This is a genomic window from Micromonospora sp. NPDC049101, assembly GCF_040648675.1.
GTDB lineage: Bacteria > Actinomycetota > Actinomycetes > Mycobacteriales > Micromonosporaceae > Micromonospora.
The window spans coordinates 372,549-386,917 of the sequence record NZ_JBEZED010000003.1; the positions used below are offsets into that span (position 1 = coordinate 372,549).

Annotated in this window: 16 protein-coding genes and 1 riboswitch; of the genes, 10 read left to right on the top strand and 6 right to left on the bottom strand. The window is 72.1% G+C overall.

Going from position 1 to position 14,369, the window contains the following annotated elements; genetic code table 11:
* Positions 1–2: 2 nt before the first annotated feature.
* Entirely contained in the window at positions 3–554 is a 552-nt protein-coding gene (locus AB0B57_RS05855; protein WP_357065482.1) for a GNAT family N-acetyltransferase, read from the bottom strand.
* Between the two features lie 58 nt (positions 555–612).
* On the opposite strand from AB0B57_RS05855, the gene AB0B57_RS05860 reads away from it, so the two are divergent.
* From AB0B57_RS05860 to AB0B57_RS05875, 4 genes are all read left to right on the top strand, one after another.
* Positions 613–864 (top strand): acyl carrier protein, encoded by a 252-nt coding sequence (locus AB0B57_RS05860; RefSeq protein WP_357065484.1) that lies wholly within the window; start codon positions 613–615, stop codon positions 862–864.
* A complete protein-coding gene (locus tag AB0B57_RS05865) occupies positions 861–2,135 on the top strand; it encodes an AMP-binding protein (protein ID WP_357065486.1) in 1,275 nt (424 codons plus the stop codon). Before AB0B57_RS05860 ends, AB0B57_RS05865 begins: the two co-directional genes overlap by 4 nt.
* On the top strand, positions 2,128–2,883 hold the full coding sequence (locus tag AB0B57_RS05870; protein WP_357065488.1) for an SDR family NAD(P)-dependent oxidoreductase: 756 nt from the start codon (positions 2,128–2,130) through the stop codon (positions 2,881–2,883). The genes AB0B57_RS05865 and AB0B57_RS05870 overlap by 8 nt, the downstream gene beginning before the upstream one ends.
* Positions 2,884–2,971: 88 nt before the next feature.
* The gene (locus AB0B57_RS05875; protein ID WP_357065490.1) at positions 2,972–3,391 is read left to right on the top strand and encodes a hypothetical protein; all 420 of its coding nucleotides are present in this window, start codon (positions 2,972–2,974) and stop codon (positions 3,389–3,391) included.
* Positions 3,392–3,522: 131 nt separating this feature from the next.
* Here AB0B57_RS05875 and AB0B57_RS05880 read toward each other — a convergent pair whose 3' ends face one another.
* The 4 genes from AB0B57_RS05880 to AB0B57_RS05895 all read right to left on the bottom strand — a co-directional run bounded on the left by AB0B57_RS05880 (position 3,523) and on the right by AB0B57_RS05895 (position 6,600).
* Positions 3,523–3,720 carry a DUF397 domain-containing protein gene (locus AB0B57_RS05880; RefSeq protein WP_357065491.1) on the bottom strand — a complete coding sequence of 66 codons (198 nt, stop codon included), beginning with the start codon at positions 3,718–3,720 and terminating at the stop codon, positions 3,523–3,525.
* A complete protein-coding gene (locus AB0B57_RS05885; RefSeq protein WP_357065493.1) occupies positions 3,711–4,166 on the bottom strand; it encodes a Scr1 family TA system antitoxin-like transcriptional regulator in 456 nt (151 codons plus the stop codon). Before AB0B57_RS05885 ends, AB0B57_RS05880 begins: the two co-directional genes overlap by 10 nt.
* 78 nt (positions 4,167–4,244) lie before the next feature.
* Positions 4,245–5,297: a pseudaminic acid synthase gene (gene pseI, locus AB0B57_RS05890; RefSeq protein WP_357065495.1), complete on the bottom strand. Its 1,053-nt coding sequence runs from the start codon at positions 5,295–5,297 to the stop codon at positions 4,245–4,247.
* A gap of 136 nt (positions 5,298–5,433) precedes the next feature.
* Positions 5,434–6,600, bottom strand: a complete 1,167-nt coding sequence (locus tag AB0B57_RS05895) for a glycosyltransferase (RefSeq protein WP_357065497.1) — start codon at positions 6,598–6,600, stop codon at positions 5,434–5,436.
* 277 nt (positions 6,601–6,877) lie between these two features.
* Between AB0B57_RS05895 and AB0B57_RS05900 the strand changes: the two genes are divergently transcribed.
* The 6 genes from AB0B57_RS05900 to AB0B57_RS05925 all read left to right on the top strand — a co-directional run bounded on the left by AB0B57_RS05900 (position 6,878) and on the right by AB0B57_RS05925 (position 13,198).
* Positions 6,878–8,110 (top strand): acyltransferase, encoded by a 1,233-nt coding sequence (locus AB0B57_RS05900; RefSeq protein WP_357065499.1) that lies wholly within the window; start codon positions 6,878–6,880, stop codon positions 8,108–8,110.
* Between the two features lie 92 nt (positions 8,111–8,202).
* Complete coding sequence (locus AB0B57_RS05905) at positions 8,203–8,550, top strand: hypothetical protein (RefSeq protein WP_357065501.1); 348 nt, start codon at positions 8,203–8,205, stop codon at positions 8,548–8,550.
* Positions 8,551–8,683: 133 nt separating this feature from the next.
* Positions 8,684–9,472 (top strand): hypothetical protein, encoded by a 789-nt coding sequence (locus tag AB0B57_RS05910; RefSeq protein WP_357065503.1) that lies wholly within the window; start codon positions 8,684–8,686, stop codon positions 9,470–9,472.
* Between the two features lie 266 nt (positions 9,473–9,738).
* Positions 9,739–9,880: riboswitch (cyclic di-AMP (ydaO/yuaA leader) on the top strand.
* A 232-nt stretch (positions 9,881–10,112) separates the two neighbouring features.
* Complete coding sequence (locus AB0B57_RS05915) at positions 10,113–10,952, top strand: C39 family peptidase (protein ID WP_357065504.1); 840 nt, start codon at positions 10,113–10,115, stop codon at positions 10,950–10,952.
* A 133-nt stretch (positions 10,953–11,085) separates the two neighbouring features.
* Positions 11,086–11,832, top strand: coding sequence for an alpha/beta fold hydrolase (locus AB0B57_RS05920; protein WP_357065506.1), 747 nt, complete (start codon positions 11,086–11,088; stop codon positions 11,830–11,832).
* A 61-nt stretch (positions 11,833–11,893) separates the two neighbouring features.
* The gene (locus AB0B57_RS05925) at positions 11,894–13,198 is read left to right on the top strand and encodes a hypothetical protein (protein WP_357065508.1); all 1,305 of its coding nucleotides are present in this window, start codon (positions 11,894–11,896) and stop codon (positions 13,196–13,198) included.
* A gap of 379 nt (positions 13,199–13,577) precedes the next feature.
* Here the strand turns inward: AB0B57_RS05925 and AB0B57_RS05930 are convergent, their stop codons facing one another.
* Positions 13,578–14,294 (bottom strand): DUF899 family protein, encoded by a 717-nt coding sequence (locus AB0B57_RS05930; RefSeq protein ID WP_203119332.1) that lies wholly within the window; start codon positions 14,292–14,294, stop codon positions 13,578–13,580.
* Between the last annotated feature and the right edge of the window lie 75 nt (positions 14,295–14,369).

The following is a 14,369-nucleotide window of genomic DNA, read 5'->3' on the forward strand; positions in this document are numbered from 1 at the left end:
AATCAGCGCTGGCGGCGGTCGGCCCGAGCCAGGGAAATCGGGATGACGGTGATTTCCCGACCGTCGGACAGCTCCTCTCGCGGGGTGCCCTCGACGAATCGGAAACGCCTGTTCATCTGTCGTACGACGGTATTGTGGCCGAGCACCTCGCCGTCGAGCCGGTCCAGGTGCAACCCGTCGAAGGCGTACTCGACGGCCTCCCGCATGACGCCCAGCCAGGCGGGCAGCGTCTCGCCCCGCTCGGCCAGCCCGTCGGCGTCCAGATAGAAGCCCCAGGCACCCGTGCGAGGGCCGTCGAACCGCAGGTCGAAGAAGGTGACCACGCCGCAGGGCCGGTCGTCGCGGACGTACACCAGTACCCGCCGGGACGGGTCGCCGCGGACCGTCGACCACCACCTGGCGTGTTCCTCGGCGGTGATCTCGTGGCTGGTCTTGCTGACCTGGCGATTGGTTTCCTGATTACGCCAGGACAACATCGGGTGAACGTCGTCCGCCGTCGCTTCGCGCAGCACGTGCGTCTCGCTTTCCTCGCTCTTCTCGTCCGGTCGGAGCACCTTACCCGGGGCTACCGGGAAAGCGGATAAGCATTCGTCGGGTTGTAGACTGCGGCGCATGAACGAATTGAGTCGCGCGCAGATCCGCGACCTCATGGCTCAGGTGCTGAAGAACCAGGACAAGGAGCTGCCCACCGACGACACGGCGCAGTTGCGCGAGATTGGTTTCCGGTCGCTCGACTTCTCCGAGTTGGCCCTGCGGGTGGAGGACGAGACGGGGGAGGAGCTCAACTTCGACGCCCCCGGCCTGCGCCGCATCGCCACCGTCGGAGACGTCCTCGACTTCCTCGTCGAGCTTCAGCACCAGTGACCGTCCCCGCGCCCCCGGAGCCGGCCGGTGCCGACAACCGGATCGTCGTCGGCGGTGCCGCGCTGACCTGGCGTGCACTGCCCACACCGACGCTGCCCGACCCGGCCGCCGTGCTCGCCCACCGCGCCGTACACGCGCTCACCGCCGCACGGCAGCACGCCGTGCACGGCACCGAGCTGCTGCTCGGCACCGCGAGTCGGGTCGATGCGGCGATGCGTACGGAGCTGCTGGAGGCCGGGTTCACCGTTGGCGTCCTCGACGACGACGGGCTGCACCCGAGCCTGCCGAGCCGGCCGCGAGCCGCCGAGCCCGGCCGGCTCTGGCTGCTGACGTCGGGCTCGACGGGCCGTCCCAAGCGGGTCGGGCACACCCTCGACACGTTGACCACCGTGCGGGCCGAGCAGCCCGAGCGGACCTGGCTCTGCCCGTACGCCCCCGGCACGTACGCCTGGTGGCAGGTGGTCACCCTGTCGCTGACCCAGCCCGGCCAGCACCTCGTGGTGGTCGAGCCCGACGAGCTGGACGACTGGCCCAGCGTCGCCGCCGCGCACGGGGTCGACGCCGCCTCCGGCACCCCCACCTTCTGGCGACGCACCCTCTACCGCGATGCCGACGCGCTCGCCCGGGTGCCGTTGCGCCAGCTCACCCTCGGCGGCGAGCCGGTGGACCAGGCCATCCTGGACCAGCTCCGGGAAGTCTTCCCGACGGCCCGGATCTCCTGGATCTACGCCTCCTCCGAGGTGGGAGCGTCCATTGTGGTGCACGACGGGCGGGCCGGGTTCCCGGTCCAGTGGCTGGACCGGGAAACCCCCGGCCGGCCGACGCTGTCCGTGCGCGACGACGAACTGGTGGTCACCTCCCCACACCACGGCGCCGGGTTGGCCGGCCCGATCCGCACCGGGGACCGGGTGCAGGTGCACGACGACCGGGTGCTGATCACCGGCCGACTCGACGTCGACGAGATCAACGTCGGCGGCAGCAAGGTCTCCGCCGGGGTGGTCCGCGGTGTGCTGGCCGGGCATCCGGCGGTGGCCTGGGCCCGGGTGACCGGCCGCCGCGCCCCGGTGCTCGGCCGGATGGTGGTCGCCGAGGTCGTGCTGACCCCCGCCAACCCGGCTCCGGCCGGTCCGGCCTCGGTCGATACCGGGGTGCCGGACGAGGCCGCGCTGGTCCGCTGGTGCGCCGAGCGGCTTCCCGAACACGCGGTGCCACGCCGCATTCGCGTCCTGACCGACATTCCCGTCAAGGAGACCCTGAAGAGCGATGTCTGAGCCCGCCAACACCCAGCTCGTCCCGCCCAGCTCCGTCGTCCTCGTCTCCGGCGGCTCCCGGGGGCTGGGCCTGGCCATCGTCACCGACCTGCTCGACGCGGGCGTACGCGTGGCCGCGTTCGCCCGCACCATCACCCCGGAGCTGGAGAAGATCGCCGCCGAGCACCCCGACCGGGTGCACGTCGGCTCGGTGGACGTCACCGACCTGCGGGCCGCGCAGAGCTTCGTCCGCGAGGTGGAGCAACACCTGGGCCCGATCGACGGCATCGTCAACAACGCCGCCATGGGGCAGGATTCGCTGCACGCGCACACCGCCACCGACGACATCGCCCGGATCATCGAGACCAACCTGACGGCCCCGCTCCAGCTGACCCGGCTGGTGATCCGCCGGATGCTCGGCAAGGGCATGCGCGGGCGGATCGTCAACATCACCTCGATCTGCGGGCAGCGCGGTTTCCCGGGTCTGGTCGCGTACTCGGCCACCAAGGGCGGCATGGACGCCGCCACCCGCTCGCTCGCCCGCGAGTTGGGCGGCCGGATGCTCGTCAACTCGGTCGCACCCGGCTTCTTCGCCTCGGAGATGTCCGCCGTGCTCGGCCCGACCCAACTCGACCAGATCGTGCGCCGCACCCCGACCGGCCACCTGACCGAGCCGGCGGAGGTCACGCCCGTGGTGCGGATGCTGCTGCGGGAACACACCAACATCAACGGCCAGGTCATCGTGGTGGACGGTGCCGCCTCCATCTGACCTGCGGCCGGTTCCCCTCCCGGTGCAACCGGCGCGGCGGATCGGCCCCGTCGGGCCGGCCCTGTCGGCGGGGGTGGGCGGGGCCGCTGTGCCCCGTCCGGTGCCGGGGCTGCTCGCCGCCGCCGAGCGGCACCTGCGCATCGGGTCACCGACCGCGATGGCCGACGCGGTGACCCGCAGTCACCTCGACGACGGGCGCTGCGTCGGCTGGTACGGCCCACCGGCGCCCGGCTGGCGGGTGGCCATCGACGCGGAACGCGCGGACGCCCCGGTGCCCCCGGCGCTGGCCCGCCGGTTCGGCGTGGAGGACTTCTGGGCGCGGTGGACCCGCGCCGAGTGCTGCTGCAAGCTGGCCGACGTCCCGGTGGCCGCGTGGTGGCGTCGCCACGGACTGAGTACGCCGGCCGACGGGCCCGCGGTCTGGCGGACCCTGCGGATGGCCGACCTGGTGGTCACCGTCGGCTTCGTTCCCGACGGTCGGGGTGTTGCTGTGTGGGGCAGCCGCTGACCGTCGGAACTCCGATTCGGCGGTGTGCCGCGACAGTAGGACCTGCCCCTTCACCAACCCTGTGCGGTATGAAGAAGAGTCGCGCCGCGCGCCCATCAGACCCCGAGTGGGCAGGCCTCTTCGGAGCGCGGTCAGCTTGGGGCATCAGCCCTGAGGCTGCCAACGAAAGTTTGCCACTGGTCTGGGCCGAACATCAGAGCCGGTCCCGTGATGTCCTTGCTGTCTCGCACACCGACGACATCAGGGAGGTTGTCGGCCACCTCGACGCAGTTACCGCCGTTGGTGCCAGACCGTGAGGACTTGCGCCACCGAGCGTTGGTCATGTCCATGCTTTTGCCGCTTCCTTGATCATGTCCAGAGACAGCCTTCGAGGCAGAGCGGCTCGGAGGATCGTCTCCCACGTCGCCCGTAGCGTAGCAATCTCCGGCCCGCCGCTGACTGTCTGTGAACGCATCTGATTGTCGATGTGTCCGAGCGTGGAGCCGTCCGGCATGCTCGCCAGGATGAACCCACCTTGCAGGCCAGGGTAGAGCCCAGTGTCGTCGGGCACGACATGGATTCGCACGTTCGGCAGCTCCGCCGCTGCCGCGAGGTGGTCCAGCTGCTCACGTTCAAGGTTGGCTAGACGCAGGGGAGCCCCAGCCTCGGAGTGAGGCTGGGGCTCTCTGCTGCTTGGGGCCCAGCAGCCCGTCACCTCCGGGTCAACCCGACCTCCCGCAGCCTTCCCGCCCCTCGCGGCGCAGTCCTGTGGCCTTCCCGCCCCGCGATCTTGCACTTTGTGACGCCGAATCGCGACTTTCGCACCTTTCGCCGGGGCAGAAAGTGCAAGATCGCCGAGCCGAGCCGAGCCGGGTCAGACCAGGTCCCAGCTCAGCGGGGTGCCGCGGGGGACGTCGGTGGTGAAGGTGCGGCCCAGGACCCGGTCGATCTCCACGGGGGGCAGGCCGCCGGCCGGGCGGATCGACCGGACGTTGTCGCTTGTCACCTGGTCGCCGGCGCGGACGTCCTCGACCACGAAGAGCGAGCGGCGGAACCGCAGCCCCTCCCGTTCCGCCGGGGTCGGGCCGATCGCGGTGCCGCCCAGCGCCGCGTACGCCCGGCCGGACTCGTCGACAAGTGCCGTCAGCTCCGCCGGGTTCAGCGAGAAGTCCGAGTCCACGCCGCCGTCGGCCCGGTCCAGCGTGACGTGCTTCTCGATGAAGCAGGCGCCGAGCGCCACCGAGGCGACCGCCACCCCGATGCCGGGCGTGTGGTCGGACAGCCCGACCGGCACGTCGAACGCACCGGCCAGCACCGGCAACCGGCGGAGGTTGCTGTCGGCCGGTGGCGCCGGATAGGAGGCGGTGCAGGCCAGCAGGACGATGCCCGCCGCGCCGCCGGCACGGGCGGTGCGCACTGCGGCGTCGATCTCGGCGACCGTCGCCATCCCCGTGGAGATCACCATCGGCTTGCCGGTGCTGGCCACGAGCCGGATCAGCGGCAGGTCGACAAGCTCCGAAGAAGCGATCTTGTACGCGGGCACGTCCAGCGACTCCAACAGTTCCACGGCCGTCGCGTCGAACGGTGACGAGAAGACGGTCAGGCCACGCTCGCGGGCCCGTTCGAAGATCGGGGCGTGCCACTCGTACGGGGTGTGCGCCCGCTCGTAGAGGCGATAGAGGTTCTCCCCGCCCCACAACTCGTGCCCGCTGGAGATCCGGAACGCCGGGGTGTCGACGTCGATGGTGATGGTGTCCGGCCGGTACGTCTGGAGCTTCAGGGCGTGCGCCCCGCTGTCGGCCACCGCGTCGACGATGGCCAGCGCGCGGCCCAGGTCGCCGTTGTGGTTGCCGGACATCTCGGCGACCACGAACGGTCGCTCCCCGGCACCGACCAGGTGCGGTCCGATCTTGATTGTCGCCGTCATTCCGACCTCTGCTCCGATTTGCCCGCACCTGCGCGCGGTGGTGCCGCTGTCGTCGTCCACCCGGCGGGCGGACGACCTGGAAGACCAGTGCGCCGGGAGCCGACCCGGCTCCCGGCGTGGTGTGTGGTGGGCGCGGTCACGGCAGGCGGCCCCCGGCGAACGCGTCACGCCGATCCGTCACCGTGCCGGCGTCGCGCGTCGTCGCGACGTCCGCCCCTCGCCCCGGGTCGTCGTCGGCGCTTACCGCACCGGCCGCGCCGCCGCCACCCGCTGGTCCACTGCGGCGCAGGCGACCGGCGACCCGGTGGGCCTGGCGCAGTGCCGAGTACGCCAGCCAGTCGCCGCGCCCGACGAGGCGGTGCTTGAGCCCGGTCACGCCCGACGGCAGCGGATAGCCGCCGGTGGGCAGGTACCGGCGGTAGTGCTCGGCGGCCCGGTGGAAGAAGTCCCGCCGCAGGTGTGGGTGCAGCCGGTCGTCGTTGCCCACCACCACCAGGTAGTGGTTGATCATCAACTGGAACAGTTCGGCCTGCAACCGCTCGTCCGGGTGCTTGCGGGCGACCCAGCCCAACAGGCGCTCGTACTGGGCGAACGCGTCGAAGTGCCGGCCACTGCGGGTGGACGTGATCGCGCCCTGGCGGCCCTGCCGGTACAGGTAGCAGACCCGGTCCAGCACGGAGATCTTCTCCGCGCCGATCAGCAGCGGGTGGCTGAACGGGATGTCCTCGTACCAGCCGGGGAAGAACCGCAACTCCAACTGGTCCAGGAAGTCCCGGCGGACCACCTTGTTCCAGGCGGTGTGCTGCACCCGCAGCAGCCGCGGCTGGTCGGCCAGACGGGTCACGCCGGGAATGCCGCGCAACAGGTGACTGCTCGCGTCGACCTCCCGCCGGCCGTCCTCGTGCACCCGCAGGTGGTCCAGCATCAGCACGTCGGGCTGGTGCTGACGCAGCCGGTCCAGCACCGCCGCGATCGTGCCGGGCGGCAACCAGTCGTCGCTGTCGACGAACCAGACGTACCGGCCGGCGGCCACGTCCAGCCCGGCGTTGCGGGCCAGCCCCAGACCCACGTTGCTGCTCAGGTGCACGACACGGACACCGTCGTGGCCGGCCGCGTACGAGCGGAGCATGTCGCCGCAGCCGTCCGGGGAGGCGTCGTCGACCGCGACCACCTCGACCGCGTCCGACTCACCCGCCGGGATACCGGCCCGGATCGACTCGAGGCACTGGTACAGGTACGCCTCGACGCCGTAGACGGGCACGACGATGCTCAGCAGCGGTGCGTGCGTCGGCTCATTGACCACGCCCGCCAGGTTCGACGACCCGGGTGACCGGCCCCGGAACCGCGCGTGGCCGACGATGGTGGAATCGCTGAACTCCCGCCCAGCGGGAGGTTAACGACGACCGGCGGGACCGGGCCCGCGGCGGGCGGGACGCGTCCGGTTCACCCGGGAGTGACCCGGTAGGGTGCCCCGGGTGCGGCCCTGCCGGGCCGTCGCGGGCGTCGCCGTCGCGTCGTCCACGCCGCGCCGAGGAGGATGCGAACGTGCTGGTGACCCTGCCAAGCCTCGGTATCCCCGCATGACGAGCACCGACGCGGTGTCCACCGCCCGGCCCGGCCCCGCGCCGGCCCGGCTGCCCTCGCTGACCGGGCTGCGCTGGATCGCCGCGCTGCTGGTCTTCGGTTTCCACGCGGGCACCATGCGGATCATCGCCGAGCCGGACTACAAGGCCGTTGTCGACAAGGTGTTCAGCCTCGGCCTGTCCGGGGTGCAGTTCTTCTTCATCCTCAGCGGGTTCGTGCTGGTCTGGTCGGCGCGCGAGGGTGACTCCCGGCGCACCTTCTGGCGGCGGCGGGTTGCCAAGATCTACCCCAACCACCTGGTGCTGTTCGGGGCGACGGTGCTTGTCGCCTGGTGGTTCGCCGACCCGGTCCTGCCGGCGGCCGCGTTGGAGAACGTGCTGCTGTTGCAGGCCTGGGACCCCCGGCCGGGCTGGTTCTACAGCATCAACACCGTGAGCTGGTCGCTGTCCTGCGAGTTCTTCTTCTACCTCTGTCTGCCGCTGGTGCTGCCGTTGTTGCGCCGGGCCCGGCCGAAGCTGCTCGTGGCGCTGCTCGTCGCGCTGCCCCTGCTGATCCTCGCGCTCTGGCCGGCCCAGAACCTGGTGCCGGAGGTGAGCCGGTGGTGGTTCACCCAGATCTTCCCGCCGGCACGGTCGCTGGAGTTCTGGTTGGGCGCGGTGGCGGCCGAGCTGATGCGCCGGGGTCTCTGGCGTGGCCCGGGGCTGACCTGGGCCAGCGTGATCTTCGTGGGCATCTGGGCGGCGGCCGCGCAGTGGATCCCCGCGGAGCTGTGGACCACGCTGCTCGCGGTCGCGTACCTGCTGGTGATCGCCGCCGCGGCGGACGCGGATGTGCGGGGCCGGCGGTCGCCGTGGCGGTCCCGGCCGCTGGTCTGGCTCGGCGAGGTCTCGTTCGCCTTCTACCTGGTCCACGTGCTGGTGATGACGAGCGTGCTGCGCTTCAGCGGTGACTGGGGGACCGGCTTCCCGGGCTGGCGCGGCCCGGCCGTGGTGCTCGGTTTCCTGCTGGTGAACCTGGTCCTCGCCGGGCTGCTGCACCGCTTCGTCGAGACCCCGATGATGCGCCGGCTCGCACCGCGCCGTCCGGCCCGACAGGTGTCCGTGCCCGGACAACGCACCGCCGCGACCCAGGCCGCCGGCACCGACAGGACCGGCGGCACCGGCGCCCGAACCGACCCCGGCGGGCCCGACCAGACCGACAGTCGATCAACGTACGCGGACACCCGCTGACACCGTCCACCCAGGTCAGCGTGTCGGCGCGGCGTACGCCGACACGCCCGTGGTCGATGCGCCAGGCGCCGGCGCGACGGTAGCGTGGGGACGTGCTTCCGGTCGCGTTCACCTGTCCGCTGTGGTGGGTGGCGCGCTGGGCGACACGGGTGCTGACCAGCCTCGCCGTGGTCGCGGCCCTGGCGCTCGGCGCAGGCCCGGCCTCGGCCGCCGTGCCACCGTCGCACCCGGCCGCCGCGCCGAGCGTGAGCGCCGCGCCGACTGCGGGTGTCGCCGAGGAGACCTTCCCGACCTGGTCGGTCGACGCGCCACCGGCTCTCCCCGGCGCCCAGGGGGCCATCGCGACAGGCCTGCTGCCGGTGTGCGCGACCCGGTCCGACCGGCTGCCGCTCGTCGACGGTCTCCGCAGCTGGCCGCCCCGGGGCCCACCCGCGCGCTGAGCCACCCGGGACACGCGTCCCGTCGCCGCGCCCTGTCGACCCACCAGCTCCGCACCCCGCCGATTCCTGGCCCGCCGTGGCCGGGCGGCCGGTGGGGCTCCCATCGCTCTGCTTCCTCCGCGAGGTGCCGACCATGGAGACAGTCGTCTTCTACCAGTTCGTAACCGAGGTGCCGCAGGCCGCCGCCATCTGGTCGGCCCTGTTCCTGCTGGCGCTCGGCGTCCTCGCCGTGCTGGTCGCCCGGCCCGAACGGGACCGGCCCACCGACGACCCGTCGCCGCCCGTCCCGACCGCCCGCGAGCTGGCCGCGGCCGAAACCGTCGACAGGCACCGGTACGCCGAGGAGGTGGCCGTCGCCGCGGCCGGCGCGGCCAGGACGGCCGGGCGGCGACGGGATGCCTGGCTGACGGCTCAGGACCAGGTGGAACGGGCCTGGGCGCGGTACGACGAGGCGGACACCGCCGCGCGTCGCTTCGCGGGGTCCGGGGCGCTACCCACCCCGGGCACCCCCCGCACCCCCGCCGAGTACGCGTCCCGGGAGCGCTACCTGCACCGTGCGGCGACGGCGGCGTACTGGCGGGGTGACCTGACCATGGCGCAGCTCGGTGACGTCTTCGGGCGTCGGCGCGGCTGGGATTCCCGGCGACACCCGGTCGAGCAGGAGGCGCTGCTCAGCCGGGTGATCCGGGATGCGAGGCTGGCCGACTACCAGGCCGCGGCCACGGCGGAGCGGGCCGCCTGGCGGGATGCGGACCTGGCCGCCTCCTCGGCGCGCATCCTCGCGGCGGAGGCGGCCGCGGCAGTTGCCCGGTTGCGGCCGAGCCCGGCACCCGTCCGCCGGCTGGTGCGTGGGGTGCCCCGGCCCGCCGTCGTGGCACGCTGGCGTCCGGCCCGTGCCCTTCGCGCCCGATCCGTTATGTGAGCCCGGTCACGGGATTTGCGAATCGGGCGTCCGGCACGATCGGCTCGATTTTTCCCGGGATTGTGGCCGCATTGTTGGCGGCCTGTCCGGTTGTCGACCGTAGGCGTCGCCGTAACCGGTTGTCCCATCGAGTCACGTCATCGGCAATACGCGCAGAAATTGTGGCACCCATTGAGGTTTACGCAGGTGAAGCCGGCTTGGCAGGGTGTGGATGGGCCAGTAGTGTCGTCCCGTCCGGTGCGGTAACCGATCGCAAGAGGCGACGCCGCGCCGACCCGCTCAATCGTGATCAACGAACCGGGGACCCATCAGTAAGTCCGGGGTGAATCCGCGAGCCACGGCCCGCGGTAGGGCGATCTTCCCGCCCGAATCCGTCAGCTAACCCGGTAGGCGGTGTCGGAAGGAGTTCCAAACTCGTGCAGCACCTTTCCACCCCTCGGCTGTTCCCTCGCCTCCACGGCGCAGCGGTGCCCCCGCTCATCCGTCCAGTGACGGTGAGCTGACCCCCGGGTCACCGCCTCTCCCGCCCGGCCGTGCCGGGCGTTCCCCTGAGCGGTTCACCATCCGCGGACCACCGTCCGCGCGCTGGCGCCTGCCCGGACACCGGTCGCGCCCCGGTGTGCCGCTCTCCCCCCGATCCGTGGAGGACCCCGTGAAGCACACCATGCAGCGCCAGCTCCGCCGCATCGCGACCGAGCGCCCGTACCAGATCGTCGCCGCCTCCGCCGCGGCCCTCGTGCTCGCCGCCACCACCGGCACCCTGCTCACCGTCGCCGACGACGCCCCGGCCGCTCAGCGCACCGCGACCACGGTCGCCGAGATGCGCAGCGACACCACCACCTCCCAGGGCGACGCGTCCCCGCTGGCCAGCACCGCGCCGTCCAGCGCCGCCCCGGCCACCAGCGCCGCGGCGCCCGCCGCCAAGGCCAGCAGCAACCCGGATCTGACCCGTAAGCCGACGCCGCCGAAGCCGCCCGCGACCAAGGTGCTCGACTACGAGTACGAGGCGCAGAACACGTACTACAACTGCGGCCCGGCGGCCACCCGCAACGCGCTCAGCGCCAGCGGGATCGACCGCACCCAGGAAGAACTCGCTGCCGAACTGGGCACCACCGAGATGGGCACCAACTCGGCCGAGGACACCACCCGGGCGCTCAACGCCGAGGTGAAGGGTTCCCCGTACCGGACCCGGATGTTCCCCGGCGCGCCCAGCCCGGCACAGATGGACCGGCTCCAGGCCGACGTCGTCCGGGCCATCACCGACGGCCGGGGCGTGGTGGCCAACGTCGTCGGCGACGCCACCGACACCGACGGCAGCTGGCACTCCTACGGTGGCGGCCACTACATCGCCGTCGTGGGTTACAAGGACAACGGTCGCACCGTGCGGATCGCCGACTCGGCGAACCCGGCCGACCCGTCGTACTGGATCACCACCATCGACCTGGCCAACTGGATCACCAGCCGGGGCTACTCCGCCTGACCCGGGCACCCTGACCGCCGCGGGCGTCGTCCCCCACAAGGGGCCGACGCCCGCGGCGTCTCTCCCGCTGGCCCGGGGTACGCCCCCGTCGACGACTCTCGTCCGGGACAGCGAACCGTGGGAGACTGCGGCCGTGGTGGACGAATCGGGTGGTCACGCCGGTCGACGGCCGGTCCTGCTGCTGTTGCACGGCATGGGGGCGACCGGTGACGTGTGGCTGCCCTGGGCGTCGCACCTGGAACAACACTGGCCCGGCCGGTGGCTGGCACCGGACCTCGCCGGACACGGCTGGGCACCGCCGCTGCCGTCGTACTCCTTCGCCGGTCTCGCCCAGCGGATCGCGCAGGCCCTCGCCCCCGACGACCGGCTCGTCGTGCTCGGGCACTCGCTGGGCGGCGTGGTCGGCCTCGCGTTGGCCGCACGCGACGCCGGGATGCCGGTGGACGCCGTGGTCGGGTTCGGCATCAAGGCGCTCTGGTCACCCGCCGAGCTGGACCGCGCCGCCGAGCTCGCCGCCCGCCCGGTGAGCTGGTTCGCCAGCCGCACCGAGGCGGCCCGCCGCTACCTGCGCGTGTCCGGGCTGACCGGCCTGCTCCCGCCGGACCACCCGGTGGTGGACGCCGGCCTTCGTCAGGTCGACGGCAAGTGGCGCCTCGCCATGGATCCCCGCGCCTTCGCCGTCGGCGAGCCCGACCTGAGCGCGCTGCTGGCGGCGACCGACGCCCCGGTGCTGCTGGCGCGTGGTGAGCACGACCCGATGGTCACCGAGGCGCAGCTCAAGGAGTACGGCGTACCGGTCGCCACGCTGCCCGGCCTCGGGCACAACGCGCACGTGCAGGACCCGGCGGCCGTCCTGGCGCTGCTGGACGCGTACCGCTGAGGTTCGTCGCGGGGGTAAACCGGTAGTGGCGCCATACCCGGACGCCTACCATCCCGCGTTGATGTCCACAGTCGAGCAAGCCCTGATCACCACCGTGAGCCTGAACGTCGTCGACACCCGACTCGACGACGCGGCACGTCGCTGCCGGCCGCTCGTCGCGTCGCTCGGCGCGGTGAGCGTCACGGCGTCCCGAACCGAGGTCGACGGCCCCCGCAGCGGGGTCAACCTGGACCTGACGCTGACGCCGGCCGCCCCGTCGGCGTCCGGCGGGGAGGCGGTGCGCCAGCTCGCCGCTCCGCTGCTGGAGCGCTTCCGGTGGGGCCGTGGCGATCTCGACGTGGGCGAGACGGCCGCCGGCCATCCGTGGGGTTTCGCCGCCGGTCCGGAGCGGACGACCGACGGGGTGACGCCGCTGAGCGTGTCCGTCGGCGCGGTCGGTGACGCGGCGGAGGAGTGGTGGGATCCGCCGGAGTGGCTGCCCGCCGACGCATCCGTCCTCGCCGTCCGGCGACGGGTCAGGCGACTGCCGGCGGCGGCGTCCGACGACGACGTGGTGGCCCGGGTGCACGCCCGGCTGACGGCCCCGGATCTTGACACCGCCCTGGTCCGCTGCCTTCCACTGCTCGGGCGGGCGGACGTGTGGTCCGTCGACCTCCACCCGGTGGCGGTCGACGGGGACGTCTGGGGTCTGGCCCTGCTTCTGGTGCTGCCCCTGGTCGAGGTGTCACCGCAGGCTCCCTTCGGGACCGGGGTGGACGCTCTGGCCGCCGAGTTCGGATTGCTGACGGGGCGCCTGCGCAGGTCACCGCTCGGCGTCTGGATGGTGGCGGCGATGGAGGCGACCCGGCCCCTCGCCGATGCGCCGACGGTCGAGGCGCTGTACCTGCGGACCGCCATCGACCCGTTCGACCCCGGGCCGGTCGACCGGCCGGTGGAGACCCGGGAGATGGGGCTGCGGGGCCGGGACGAGGACGGTCCGGCCGAGGCCGAGTTGATCAGCGCGATCGAGGAGGCGTTGCGGGACGCCGTACGGGTAGTGCTGACTGTCGACGTCGTCGGGCCGGTCGCGGACGCCGCGGCCGTCGTCCGGGACGTCGTCGGGATCGACGAGGAGGACATCGAGTCGGTCGGTAGCGAGACCCTCGCCGACGGGCGGCAGAGGATCGTGGCACACCTCGGGGCCACGCTGATGGGCGCCGAGGAGGTGCTGCGGACCGTCGTCACCGCCGCCGAACTCCAACCGTGGGAGTTCTCGCTCCCCGAGTCGGCCGACGGTCCCGCGACAGCTGAATGGCACGCGCCGGCCGGCACGTCCGGGATCGTCCGGATCGAGCTGAACGCGGGGGAACGGCTCGGCCTGGGCTAGCGCCTGTTTCATAAGAACTGGCCGGCCTGCGGCGGGCCCGGACGACGACCGCCGCCCGCCCGGACTCCGCCTCGGCTCGACCGCCCTTATGAAACAGGCGCTAGTACTCCAACGTCGCTTGATCTGCCGGCTGGCTTACTCGGCTGGCTCATGAAGAAGATCATGGCCGCGAGGCTTGCCCCCATGGCCAGGTGCTCCCAACGGAGCAGGTCCGTGATCGGTCGATTGCGCAGCCGGACGAGTGCGGCCGCCATCCAGCAGCGGTAAGCCGCCGTGGCGGCGCGTAGCAACACGAGCGCCGCGTCATGGCCGGTGACGGTGCCGTGGTCGATCCGGGGCCCGGCGGCCATGTGGTGGATAGCCATCGACCCGCCGAGCGTCAGGACGTCACCGCCGGCGTAACGCCGGGGCGTGACCATTGGGCGGTGGGGCGGCCGTTGAGCCGCCACGGGTGACCACTGACCCGCGGCCAACCTTGGGGTGAGTTTTCCCAGTTCTCTTGCCGGCCGTACACGGTGAGGTCCAAGGCGTGGTAGCTGGTCGTCAACGCCTCCACGCCCCGCCCGGTGGTCCAGTAGGTTTCGTAGACCTGGTCGCCGTCGCGCAGGTAGCAGGCGATGAACCCGAATTCGCGACCGTCGGCCAGAGCCGGGTCGGAGTCTTTCGCCGAATACCACGGGAACGGGTAGCCCATGAACTCCGCGAACGGGGCACTTTCGTCGTAGGGGCCCTGGCAGAACACGGCGTAGGTGACGTCCCGGGCATGCAGGTAGTCCAGCATCTGCATGTGACAGGTCGAGAAGGTGCACCCCTCACACTGATCCCCGTACGGTTTGCCGTCGTGCCACATGTGGAAGTAGGCGATGAGCATCCGGCGGCCCTCGAAAACCTCCACCAGCGGGGTGTCCCCGCCGGGGCCCTGGACCGTCACCGTCGGCATCAAGGTCATCGGCAGCTGGCGACGAGCGGCTGCGATCGCGTCTCCTTCGCGGGTATGGGCCTTCTCCCGGACCAGCAGTTCGTTGCGCTCGCGCAGCCAGGTCTCCCGGTCGACGACCGGGGGCGTGGCCGCGCTGGACGCGGGGGTTGCCGTCATGGCTGTCTCCTTCGTGGGGTGGGGATTGGTCACAGGTACAGACGACCGAGTCGGCGATCGTCATCGGTGACCGAT

What these genes read in the sequence shown, in the direction of transcription:
- AB0B57_RS05880 (WP_357065491.1), bottom strand. Translation starts at nt 3,720, where the DNA reads ATGGACATGACCAACGCTCGGTGGCGCAAGTCCTCACGGTCTGGCACC.
- AB0B57_RS05860 (WP_357065484.1), top strand. Translation starts at nt 613, where the DNA reads ATGAACGAATTGAGTCGCGCGCAGATCCGCGACCTCATGGCTCAGGTG.
- AB0B57_RS05900 (WP_357065499.1), top strand. Translation starts at nt 6,878, where the DNA reads ATGACGAGCACCGACGCGGTGTCCACCGCCCGGCCCGGCCCCGCGCCG.
- AB0B57_RS05910 (WP_357065503.1), top strand. Translation starts at nt 8,684, where the DNA reads ATGGAGACAGTCGTCTTCTACCAGTTCGTAACCGAGGTGCCGCAGGCC.
- AB0B57_RS05930 (WP_203119332.1), bottom strand. Translation starts at nt 14,294, where the DNA reads ATGACGGCAACCCCCGCGTCCAGCGCGGCCACGCCCCCGGTCGTCGAC.
- pseI (WP_357065495.1), bottom strand. Translation starts at nt 5,297, where the DNA reads ATGACGGCGACAATCAAGATCGGACCGCACCTGGTCGGTGCCGGGGAG.
- AB0B57_RS05925 (WP_357065508.1), top strand. Translation starts at nt 11,894, where the DNA reads ATGTCCACAGTCGAGCAAGCCCTGATCACCACCGTGAGCCTGAACGTC.
- AB0B57_RS05870 (WP_357065488.1), top strand. Translation starts at nt 2,128, where the DNA reads ATGTCTGAGCCCGCCAACACCCAGCTCGTCCCGCCCAGCTCCGTCGTC.